10 protein-coding genes are annotated in these 10,837 nt (G+C 74.8%); 6 read left to right on the top strand and 4 right to left on the bottom strand.

Features of this window, described 5'->3' with window-relative positions; all coding sequences use genetic code 11:
* Positions 1-229 precede the first annotated feature (229 nt).
* Both ACFV0G_RS24815 and ACFV0G_RS24810 read left to right on the top strand, forming a co-directional pair.
* Positions 230-1,237 (top strand): ATP-binding cassette domain-containing protein, encoded by a 1,008-nt coding sequence (locus tag ACFV0G_RS24815; RefSeq protein ID WP_380551934.1) that lies wholly within the window; start codon positions 230-232, stop codon positions 1,235-1,237.
* Positions 1,234-2,055, top strand: a complete 822-nt coding sequence (locus tag ACFV0G_RS24810) for an ABC transporter permease (RefSeq protein ID WP_380551931.1) — start codon at positions 1,234-1,236, stop codon at positions 2,053-2,055. The genes ACFV0G_RS24815 and ACFV0G_RS24810 overlap by 4 nt, the downstream gene beginning before the upstream one ends.
* Positions 2,056-2,069: 14 nt before the next feature.
* Here the strand turns inward: ACFV0G_RS24810 and ACFV0G_RS24805 are convergent, their stop codons facing one another.
* Complete coding sequence (locus ACFV0G_RS24805) at positions 2,070-5,447, bottom strand: BTAD domain-containing putative transcriptional regulator (protein WP_380551928.1); 3,378 nt, start codon at positions 5,445-5,447, stop codon at positions 2,070-2,072.
* 206 nt (positions 5,448-5,653) lie between these two features.
* Between ACFV0G_RS24805 and ACFV0G_RS24800 the strand changes: the two genes are divergently transcribed.
* Positions 5,654-6,466, top strand: coding sequence for a site-2 protease family protein (locus tag ACFV0G_RS24800; protein WP_380551925.1), 813 nt, complete (start codon positions 5,654-5,656; stop codon positions 6,464-6,466).
* Between the two features lie 46 nt (positions 6,467-6,512).
* Here the strand turns inward: ACFV0G_RS24800 and ACFV0G_RS24795 are convergent, their stop codons facing one another.
* Positions 6,513-6,698: a hypothetical protein gene (locus ACFV0G_RS24795; RefSeq protein WP_380551922.1), complete on the bottom strand. Its 186-nt coding sequence runs from the start codon at positions 6,696-6,698 to the stop codon at positions 6,513-6,515.
* Positions 6,699-6,784: 86 nt separating this feature from the next.
* A complete protein-coding gene (gene npdG, locus ACFV0G_RS24790; RefSeq protein ID WP_380551919.1) occupies positions 6,785-7,486 on the bottom strand; it encodes an NADPH-dependent F420 reductase in 702 nt (233 codons plus the stop codon).
* A gap of 47 nt (positions 7,487-7,533) precedes the next feature.
* On the opposite strand from npdG, the gene ACFV0G_RS24785 reads away from it, so the two are divergent.
* Entirely contained in the window at positions 7,534-8,124 is a 591-nt protein-coding gene (locus ACFV0G_RS24785) for a hypothetical protein (protein ID WP_380551916.1), read from the top strand.
* Between the two features lie 65 nt (positions 8,125-8,189).
* Complete coding sequence (locus tag ACFV0G_RS24780) at positions 8,190-9,536, top strand: MFS transporter (protein ID WP_380551913.1); 1,347 nt, start codon at positions 8,190-8,192, stop codon at positions 9,534-9,536.
* Between the two features lie 19 nt (positions 9,537-9,555).
* Here ACFV0G_RS24780 and ACFV0G_RS24775 read toward each other — a convergent pair whose 3' ends face one another.
* Complete coding sequence (locus tag ACFV0G_RS24775) at positions 9,556-9,792, bottom strand: hypothetical protein (RefSeq protein WP_380551910.1); 237 nt, start codon at positions 9,790-9,792, stop codon at positions 9,556-9,558.
* A 103-nt stretch (positions 9,793-9,895) separates the two neighbouring features.
* Between ACFV0G_RS24775 and map the strand changes: the two genes are divergently transcribed.
* Positions 9,896-10,741, top strand: coding sequence for a type I methionyl aminopeptidase (gene map / locus ACFV0G_RS24770; RefSeq protein ID WP_380551907.1), 846 nt, complete (start codon positions 9,896-9,898; stop codon positions 10,739-10,741).
* Positions 10,742-10,837: the final 96 nt, after the last annotated feature.

The raw sequence follows: 10,837 nt of genomic DNA, 5'->3' as shown, positions 1-10,837 counted from the left end.
GCGTCCCGATCCCCCTCCGCGGCGCTCAGCACCCCGGCGCTCCCCCGCGGGCCGCGGGCGCGCGCCGCGCGCGGCGCCGGGGCGCGGCGCCGCGCCCGGGCGCCGCCCCCCCCGCCGCCGCCCCCCCCGCGTTCGCGCGCCGGCGGCCCGACAGCGCGCCGACAGCGGTGCGCGGGCGCTGTCAGCGGCGTGACAGCGGGCCGACAGCCGGGCCGGGCAGCCTGAGGGCATGACAGTGATCGCCACCGCCCCGACCGACCGGGGGCCCCGCACCGGCAACGCCGTGGAGGTCCGCGGCATCGTGAAGACCTTCGGCTCGACCAGGGCCCTGGACGGCGTCGACCTCGACGTCCGCGAGGGCACCGTGCTCGGCCTGCTCGGCCCCAACGGCGCCGGCAAGACCACCCTCGTCCGGATCCTCTCCACACTCGTCAGGCCCGACTCCGGCTCCGCCGTCGTCGGCGGCTACGACGTCCTGCGCCAGCCCAAGCAGCTGCGCCGCACGATCGGCCTCACCGGCCAGTACGCCTCCGTCGACGAGCTGCTGTCCGGGTACGAGAACCTCTACCTGATCGGCCGGCTGCTCGACCTCTCCGCCAAGGAGGCCAAGGCCCGCGCCACCGAGCTGCTGGAGCGCTTCTCGCTCACCGAGGCCGCCAAGCGGCCCGCCAAGACCTACTCCGGCGGTATGCGCCGCCGCCTCGACCTGGCCGCCTCCATGATCGGCCGGCCGAAGGTGCTGTACCTGGACGAGCCCACCACCGGCCTCGACCCGCGCACCCGCAACGAGGTCTGGGACGAGGTGCAGCGGATGGTCGCCGAGGGCTCCACCGTGCTGCTCACCACCCAGTACATGGAGGAGGCCGAGCAGCTCGCCCACGAGCTGACCGTCATCGACCGCGGCCGGGTGATCGCGGCCGGGGGCGTCGAGGAGCTCAAGACCCAGGTCGGCGGCCAGACCCTCCAGGTGCGCCCGCAGCACCCCGCCGAGCTGCCCGAGATGGCCCGCTGCCTCCGGGAGGCCGCGATCCCCGCCACCTTCTCCGCCGACACCGGGCTGCTGTCCGTGCAGCTCACCGCGGACGACCAGCTGACCGCCGTGATCGGCGTGCTGGGCACCCGCGGCTTCGCCGTGGCCGGCATCCACACCGAGCTGCCGAGCCTGGACGAGGTCTTCCTCGCCATCACCGGCAAGCCCTCCACCGCCCCGACCCCCGAGAAGGAGCCCGTGGCATGACCACCGCCACCCTGACGCCGGTCACCGCCCCGGCCCACCTCGACGACCCCCGGATCGGCCTGTCCGGCCACCTGCGCCACGTGGGCGCGCTGACCCGCCGCAACCTGATGCGGATCAAGGCCGACCCCGAGTCGATGCTCGACGCCCTGCTGATCCCGATCATCTTCACCGTGCTGTTCGTCTACGTGTTCGGCGGCGCGGTCTCCGGCAGCCAGCACGACTACATCCAGTACATGATCCCGGGCCTGCTCGGCACCACCGGCCTCAACCTGGCGATGGCCGTCGGCACCGGACTCAACAGCGACTTCCAGTCCGGTGTGATGGACCGCTTCCGCACCCTGCCGATCGGCCGGGCCGCCGTCCTGCTCTCCAAGATCGTCGCCGAGACCTGCCGAGGGCTGGTGTCCTTCACCATCCTGATCGGCTTCTCGATGATCCTCGGGCTGGAGATCAGGACCCACTTCCTGCACCTGCTGGCCGCCGTCGGCCTCTCGCTGCTGTTCGGCATGTCGATCGTCTGGATCTCCATGCTGCTCGGCATGTCGCTGCGCAGCGCCCAGGCCGTCCAGGGCGTCAGCATGCTGGTGATCATGCCGCTGCAGTTCGGCAGCTCGATCTTCGCCCCGACCACCACCATGCCGGGCTGGCTCCAGGCGTTCACCAAGTACAACCCGCTGTCCGCGCTCGCGGACGCCTGCCGCAACCTGATCAACGGCGGTCCGCTCACCCACTCGGTGACGATCGTGCTGGTCTGGTCGGTGGCGATCACCGCGGTCACCGCGCCGCTGGCGGTGGCGCGGTTCCGCAAGCGGACCTGACCCGGCCCGGCGGCTCAGTAGTCGCCGGGTACCGCCAGCAGGGCGGCCGCCTCCGTGACGTCGAGGCGGCCGCCCTCGGCCGTTGCGGCCGCGAACTCCGCCGGGTCGAGCAGCGCCTGCAGCGCGGCGACCATCCGGTCGCGCTCCACGCGCTCCATGTGGGAGCCGCGCTTGCCGTGCAGTGCGTCGTGCGCACCGAGCAGCAGCGCGGCCCGGCGGGCGGCCGCCGGGCTGCCGAGCTGCTCCGCACAGGCCAGCAGGATGCCGGTGGCGGGCATCAGCAGCATGATCGACATGTGCTCCGCGAAGACGGTCGCCCCGCCCGGCACCGAGGTCATGTCGCGGCGGCCCTCGACCAGCAGCCGCAGGCCGCGGCGGGGGTCGCCGGCCCGGGCCACCACCCAGCCGCGGATGCACGCCACGATGCCGAGGAAGACCCCGGGCACGATCGGCCCGAACTGGCCCTGGCTCGTGGTCAGCCGGTCCAACTGGTCCAGCGCCAGGTCGTACTCGCCGCGCTGGGTGTGCAGGTTGCAGAGCACCAGCCGCCCGTAGAGCTGCGCGCCGTCGGCGGCGTGGTTGCCGACCTCGACCTCCTCCAGGGACCGGCGCACCATCTCCTCGCCGCCGGCCGGGTCGAACTCGGTCAGCGTCTCGCCCAGCCTGATCCGCAGCAGCGGCACCTCCTGGACGGCACCGAGCTCCGTCGCGATGTCGATGGCCTGGCGGTAGGCCTCGGCGGCCCGCCGTCCGTCGCCCTGCTTCGCGGCGTTCTCGGCCTGGGCGGACAGCGCCTCCGACATCCCCCACCGGTCGCCGAGCCGGGTGAAGAGCTCCAGCGCCTCGGCACTGTCGGCGACCGCCTGGTCCAGCGAGCCCGCCCAGTCGTTGAGCAGCCGGGCGCGCAGCTGGAGGGCGTAGGCGAGGTCGAGCGGGCGGCCGTGGCGGCGGGCGCCGTCGATGGCGTCGTCCATGGTCGCCCGCATCAGGTCCATCTCGCCGGAGAGGAAGACCGCGAACACCCGCAGCAGCGCCGGGAATCGATAGGCCTGCGGCAGGTCCTGGGTGTAGGTGGCCAGCACCCGGTGCGAGAGGTCGATCGCCGCGGCGTCCCCGAGCATCGCCATGTTGCCGGTGAACATCTCCACCAGCCGGTGCAGCTGGACCTGGCGGCGGGCCTCCTCCAGCACCTCCCGCGCCATGGGCGGCGGCTCGTCGAGCGGATCGGCCGTCAGCGGCACCGGGCGCGGCGCGTCGTCGGCGTACGCGTCCGGGCCGAGCGCGCCGACCGCGTTGTACCAGTCGGAGGCCTCGCGGCGGTAGTCGCGCAGCGACCAGAACCAGCTCATGCCGAGCGCCAGGACGAGGGCCTCCTGCTCGTCGCGGGCCTCCACCGCGGCGCGCAGCGCGGCGCGGATGTTCTCCTGCTCGCGGTCCAGCACGGCGAGCCAGATCAGCTGGTCGGCGCCGTGCAGGCTGCCGTCGGCGATCCGGACGAGTTCGCGGAAGCAGCGGACGTGGCGCTCCTGGGCGCCGTCGCCGCCGGACTCGGCGAGGCGTTCGGCGGCGTACTCGTGGATCGTCTCCAGCATGGAGTAGCGCGGTTCCTCGCCGGCGAGGTCGGCGAGCACCAGGGACTTGTCGACCAGCGAGAGCAGCAGGTCGGCGACGTCCTCGGCGCGGACCTCGGTGCCGTCGGCGACGACCTGCTCGGCGGCCTCCAGGGTGCAGCCGCCGGCGAAGACCGACAGCCGGCGCAGCACGGCGCGCTCGCGCTTGCCGAGCAGGTCCCAGCTCCAGTCGACGACGGCGCGCAGGGTCTGCTGACGGGGCAGCAGGGTGCGCGAGCCGGCGGTGAGAAGGGCGAACCGGCCGTCCAGACGGTCGGCGATCCGACGGGGCGTCAGGCCGCGCAGCCGGGCGGCGGCGAGCTCGATGGCGAGCGGCAGACCGTCGAGGCGGCGGCAGATCTCGGCACAGGCCTCGGGGTCGTCGGCGGTGCTGAAGCCGGGCCGGGCGGCGGCGCCGCGCTCGGCGAGCAGCCGCAGTGCGACCGGGTCGGGCAGCGGCTCGACGGGGAGCACCGTCTCGCCGGGCACGCCGAGCGGCTCCCGGCTGGTGGCGAGCAGGGTCAGCTCGGGGCACTCGGCGAGCAGCCGGTCGGCGAGGTCGGCGGCGGCCTGGACGAGGTGCTCGCAGTTGTCGAGGACGAGCAGCATCCGGCGCGGTGCGCAGTGCTCGACCAGGCGGCGGACGGGGTCGCCGCGGCGGCCGTCGATCACCTCGGTGACGGCGCCGGCGGTGTGCAGCACGGTCTCGCGCAGGCCGAGGGCGGCGGCGACCGCGTCCGGCACCGCGGACGGGTCCTCCAGCGGGGCGAGTTCGGCCATCCAGACGCCGTCCGGCCAGCTCCCGGCGGCGAGGTGGGCGCGGCCGGCCTCGACGGAGAGCCGGGTCTTGCCGGAGCCGCCCGGGCCGGTGAGGGTGGTCAGCCGGCCGGCGGCCAGGGCGTGCTCCAGCGCGGCGAGGTCGGTGTCGCGGCCGACGAAGCTGGTCAGCCGGGGGCGCAGGTTGCCCGGCGGGCGGGTCCGGGCGCCGGGCGCCGGTGCGACCGCCTGCGCCGCGGCGGGAGCGGGCGCGGTCACCGCGGGTGCCGCCGCGGCCGGGCGGGCGGGCGCCACCGGCGCGAGCAGCTCGGAGTGCAGGGCGCGCAGCTCCGGGCCGGGGTCGGTGCCGAGCCGGTCGGCCAGCGTGCGGCGGGCCCGCTCGTACTGCTGGAGCGCCTCGGCGGTACGGCCCTCGGCGCGCAGGGCGCGGATCAGCAGGGCGTGCAGCTGCTCGTCCAGCGGGTGGTGCTCGCACAGCTCGGCGAGCTCGGCGGTCAGCTCGGCGGCCCGGCCGAGCGCGAGGTCGGCGGTGATCCGGTGGCGGCGGGCCTCGTCGCGCTGGGCCTCCAGCCGGACGGCCGAGCCGGCGGACTCGGGCAGGTCGGCGAGGGCGGGGCCGCGCCACAGCGCGAGGGCGGCGTGCAGCCGGTCGGCGGCCTCCCGGTGGTCGCCCCCGGCCAGGGCCCGGCGGCCGTCGGCGGCGAGCCGCCGGAAGTCCCCGGCGTCGCTCTGTGGGCCGGTGAGCCAGTACCCGGCCGGCCCGGAGCCGATCTCGTCCCGGCCGACGGTGCGGCGCAGCCGGCCGACCAGGGTCTGCAGGGCCGCCGAGGCGTCCTGCGGGGGCTCGTCGCCCCAGACCTCGTCCACCAGCAGGTCCGCGGGGACGGGCCGGCCCTCGCGGAGGGCGAGCGCGGCGAGCAGGGCCCGCAGCCGGGCACCGCCGAGCGGCACCGGGGTGCCGTCGGCGCGGTGGGCCGTGGTGGTTCCGAGGATGCCGTAGTACACGGGCCCATTCTGGTCGACGCGGTGACGGGCACATGCACGAATATCCCGCCCCGCTGCCGGACGCCCCTCCCGGGCACCCGGCCGGACGCGCCGCCGCGGAACCCGGGCGGGCCGCCGCGCGTTCACTCGTGGCGGCTTGTCGCCGCCTCGCGCCGCCCGGCATGATCGACCCTGCCCGTCCACGGCCACCCTCGGAGCCCCGCACCATGACCTTCGCCACCACGCAGCGCCGCAGCGAGGAGCACCGGATCAGTCCGGTGTTCTGGGTCCTCCTGGCGACCCTGGCCACCTCGGGGTGGGCGGTGGTCAGCGGGTTCGGCAACCCGCGGTTCGGGGTGTTCCTGTTCGTGGTGGCGGGCTGGATGGTCTCGCTCTGCCTGCACGAGTACGCGCACGCCCGCACCGCGCTGCACAGCGGCGACATCACCATCGGCGCCAAGGGCTACCTGACGCTCAACCCGTTCAAGTACGCGCACGCGCTGCTGAGCTTCGTGCTTCCGGTGATCTTCGTGATCATGGGCGGGATCGGCCTGCCCGGCGGTGCGGTGTACATCGAGCGGCACCGGATCCAGGGGCGGCTCAAGCACAGCCTGATCTCGGCGGCCGGCCCGCTGGTGAACGTGGTGTGCGGCATCGCCCTGCTGGTGCTGGTGAACTCCGGCGTCTTCGACGACCCGGCACGGCCGGCCCAGTACCAGGGCCACGACCTGACCGTCTCGGCCTTCCCCGCCGCGCTCGGCTTCCTGGCGTTCCTGCAGGTCAGCGCCGCGCTGCTGAACCTGCTGCCGGTGCCCGGGCTGGACGGCTACGGCATCGTCGAACCGTGGCTGTCGTACCGGACGCGCCGGGCGGTCGAGCCGTTCGCGCCGTACGGGCTGCTCGCGGTGTTCGTGATCTTCTGGCAGACGAGTGCCAGCCGGTGGTTCTCCGACCTGGTCTTCCAGATCATCCACCTGTTCGGGGTCTCCGACGCCTACCCGGTGGTCGGGCAGTACCTCTTCCGGTTCTGGGAGAGCTGAGCCGGGCGCCCGCCGCGGGCCGGGGCCCGGGTCGGGGCCGCCCGGGTCAGGACTGCTCGGCCCGGGCGCGCTCCAGGCGCTCCTTGCGGACGTAGAACCACGCCAGGTTGGACGCGACGCCGGCCATCAGCACCCAGACCACCCCGAACCAGTTGCCCTCCACGAAGGAGACGACGGCGGCCGTCACCGACAGCACGAGGACGATCGAGGCGAGCAGGGCGTTGCGGGGCATGTCGGGGGCTCCTCGGGACGGGTGCGGTCGGCGTCCATTGTCGCCGACCGGCCCCCGCGCTGCCGCGAGGGGGCCGGTCGAACGGGTCACACGTCGGTGATACGAAGGCCCGCGTGGGCCTTGTACCTGCGGTTCACCGAGATCAGGTTGGCCACCAGCGACTCCACCTGGTGGGCGTTGCGCAGCCGTCCGGCGTAGATCCCGCGCATGCCCGGGATGCGTGCGGCGAGCGCCTGCACGGCGTCGGTCGCGGCCCGGTCGTCGCCGAGCACCATCACGTCGGTGTCGATCTCGTCGATCGCGGCGTCCTGCAGCAGCACCGCCGACAGGTGGTGGAAGGCCGCGGTGACCCGGGAGTCCGGCAGCAGGGCGGCGGCCTGCTGGGCGGCGCTGCCCTCCTCGGGCTTCAGCGCGTAGGCGCCCTGCTTGTCGAAGCCGAGCGGGTTGACGCAGTCCACCACGATCTTCCCGGCGAGTTCCTCGCGCAGCGCCTCGAGGGTGGCCGCGTGGCCGTCCCACGGCACGGCGACGATCACGATGTCGCTCTCCCGGGCGCAGGCGGCGTTGTCCGCGCCCCGCACGCCGAGGCCGAGCTCGGCGGCGGCCGCCTCGGCCCGCTCGGCCGTCCGAGAGCCGATCACCACCTGCTGGCCGGCCTTCGCCAGCCGGTACGCCAGGCCGCGGCCCTGGTCGCCGGTGCCGCCGAGGACACCGACCACGAGCGAGGGCACGTCGAGCGGAGCGGGGGCCGCCACGGCGGCCGGATTCACCGATTCGGGTTGCGTCATGCCGAAGATCCTGCCAAACCACCGCCCGCTGCTCCATTCTGTGCCGCATGGACGCGGTGAGACTTTCCGCACTGAGCGCGTCACTGGCCGGCACCGGCCTGCTGGACGTCACCCGGGCCTTCGGCGGGGCCCTGCACCGCTCGGTCACCCGGCGCACCGCCGTCGACCTGCTGCTGGTCGGCACCGACCGGTACGAGCCGTGGCACCTCGCCGCCCACCTCGGCGAGGAGGCGGTCTGCGCCGGCATCGACGGCCTGACGCCGGTACTGCTGCGCCACCGGGTGCCGGAGCGGGCGCCGGCCCACCTCGCGCACGGGCTGCACCGGCTCGCCGGGGCCGGGCGCGGGGCGACCGTGCTGGTGGTGGCCCCGGACGAGCCGGGCGGAGCACTGCTGGAGCGGGTGGACGACGCCCGGCGCGGCGGCGCCACCGTGCTGGCCCTGGACAGCGGCGACCACGAGCTCGGCGCGCTGGCCCACGAGCGGCTCGCCGTGCCGGTGGCCGGCGAGGGCCCGTTCGACCTCGTTCAGCACCTGGTCAGCGCGGCCGCCGCGAGCGCCCCGCCGCGCCGCGGGGTGCGGGCCCGGCTGGCCCGGCTCGCCGAGCAGCTCGCGGCGCCGCCCGTCCTGCGCTGGTGAGCGGGTCGACGGCGGGCAGAAATCCGGTTGCCCGCCGCGGGGGCGGCGGCCGATGATGGCGCCCCGTGACCTCAGAACCAGCCCCACCAGGGCACCTTCGGACTCTCCTGCGCGGACTGCGCCCGGACACCACTCCGTGGCGCGGCTCGCGTGACTTCCGGCTGCTGTGGAGTTCGGGCTGCGTCAGCAGCTTCGGCAGTTTCCTCACCTACGTCGCGGTGCCGCTGCAGATCAAGGACATCACCGGTTCGTCGTTCGCGGTCGGCCTGGTCGGCGCCTTCGAGCTCGTCCCGCTGATCGTCTTCGGGCTCTGGGGCGGCGCGCTCGCCGACGCACTGGACCGCCGCCGCCTGGTGCTGCTCTCCGAGGGCGGGCTCGGCCTGCTCTCCTGCGTGCTGCTGGTGAACGCGCTGCTGCCGCACCCGGTGCTGTGGCCGGTGTACCTGGTGGCCGCGCTGGTCGCCGCCGTCGACGGGCTCCAGCGGCCGGCCCTGGACTCGCTCACCCCGCGGATCGTCCCGCACGACCAGCTGACCGCCGCCTTCGCGCTCAACTCGCTGTACCGCAACGTCGGATCGGTGGCCGGCCCGGCGCTGGCCGGCGTGGTGGTGGCGTTCGCCGGGGTGCAGACCGCGTACGCGCTGGACGTGCTGACCTTCGGGGCGTCGCTGCTGCTGCTGGCCCGGATGCGGGCGGTGCCGCCGTCCGGCGGCGCCGAGCCGCCGTCGCTGCGGGCGATCGCCACCGGGGTCCGGTACGCCTGGAGCCGCAAGGACCTGCTCGGCACCTACGCGATCGACGTCTGCGCGATGCTGTTCGCCTTCCCGGTGGCGATCTTCCCGTTCCTGGCCGCCGAGTTGGACGCGCGCTGGGCGCTGGGCCTGCTCTACGGCGCGCCCGCGGCCGGGGCACTGCTCGTCTCGGCGACCAGCGGCTGGACGTCCCGGATCCACCGGCACGGCCGGATGCTCGTCCTCGCCGCGCTCGGCTGGGGCGCCGCGATGGCGGTGGCGGGGCTCGCCGGGAACATCTGGCTCGTGCTGCTCTGCCTGGCCGTGGCCGGCGGCGCCGACCAGATCAGCGGCACCGCCCGGGCCAGCATGTGGAACCAGTCGATCCCCGACGCGGTGCGCGGCCGGATGGCCGGCGTCGAGCTGCTCAGCTACTCGGTCGGCCCGCAGCTCGGGCAGGTCCGGGCCGGCGGCATGGCCGGGCTGCTCGGGGTCCGCGCCGCGGTGTGGACGGGCGGCGTGGCCTGCGTGGTGGGCGTTGCGGCGCTGGCCGCGGCGCTGCCCAGCCTGCTCGCCTACGACGCCCGGACCGACCCGAACGCGGCGGCCGTCCGCGCGGCGGCCGAGCGGGCCCGCGCCGACGCGGACGCCGCCGCCGCGGTCCAGCCCGACCCGGTCTAGGGCTTGGGGCCCACCCCGTCTACGAGTCGTCCGACCCGGGGGTGGGCGGGCTGTCCTTCCAGCGCGGGTCGTTCTGCCACTCGCGGTTCCGCTCGGCGGCGAGGTCGAGGGCGGCGGCGGCCTCGCCGGGCGTCGCGTAGGGGCCCAGCCGGTCCTTGGCGGGGCACTCCGGGCCCTCCTCGACCTTGCCGTGCTTGATGCAGTAGAACCACTCCCCCGGCTTGCCGGTGGGCTTGCGGCCGAATCCCAGTGCCATGGCGGACCTCTCCGTCGCTCCGTCGTCCTGTGGTGATCCTTTCCCGACACCCGGCCCGTACACACGGCCGGTCGGGCGGGGCGCGGCCGATAGACTCGCAGCCATGGCTCTCGTACCCGGCACGCTGTCCCCCACCCGCAAGGTCCCCGCGCACATCGCACGTCCGGAGTACGTGGGCCGGCCGGCCCCGACGCCGTACACCGGCCCCGAGGTGCAGACCGCGGAGACGGTCGAGAAGATGCGGATCGCCGGCGGGATCGCCGCCCGGGCCATGGCGGAGGCCGCGAAGCTGATCGCCCCCGGCGTCACCACGGACGAGCTGGACGCGGTCGCCCACGCGTACATGTGCGACCACGGCGCGTACCCGTCCGACCTCGGCTACCGCGGCTTCCCCAAGTCGATCTGCACCTCCGTCAACGAGGTGATCTGCCACGGGATCCCGGACTCGACGGTCCTTCAGGACGGCGACATCGTCAACATCGACGCCACCGCCTACATCCACGGCGTGCACGGCGACCTCAACGCCACCTACCTGTGCGGCGAGGTGGACGAGGAGTCGCGGCTGCTGGTGGAGCGCACCGAGGAGGCCCTCAACCGGGCCATCAAGGCGGTCAGGCCGGGCCGGCAGGTCAACGTGATCGGCCGGGTGATCGAGTCCTACGCCAAGCGGTTCGGCTACGGCGTCGTCCGCGACTTCACCGGCCACGGCATCAACACGTCGTTCCACTCCGGCCTGATCATCCCGCACTACGACAGCGAGCGGGCGACCGAGGTGATCAGGCCGGGCATGACCTTCACCATCGAGCCGATGCTCACCCTGGGCAGCTACGACTACGACATCTGGTCGGACGGCTGGACGGTGGTCACCAAGGACCGCAAGCGCACCGCCCAGTTCGAGCACACCCTGGTGGTGACGGCCGACGGCGCCGAGATCCTCACCCTGCCGTAGCACCGGCCCGAACGGCGAACGCGGGGGCCCGGCGCGGGGCCGGGCCCCGGGGGGGGGGTGGGAGGCGCGGGGGGGGGGCGCGGGGGCCCCACGCCA

Origin of the sequence: Kitasatospora sp. NPDC059571 (assembly GCF_042735675.1) — a bacterium.
GTDB lineage: Bacteria > Actinomycetota > Actinomycetes > Streptomycetales > Streptomycetaceae > Kitasatospora.
Note: the sequence above shows the minus strand (reverse complement) of the source record. Positions and strands in the feature narration are given on the sequence as shown.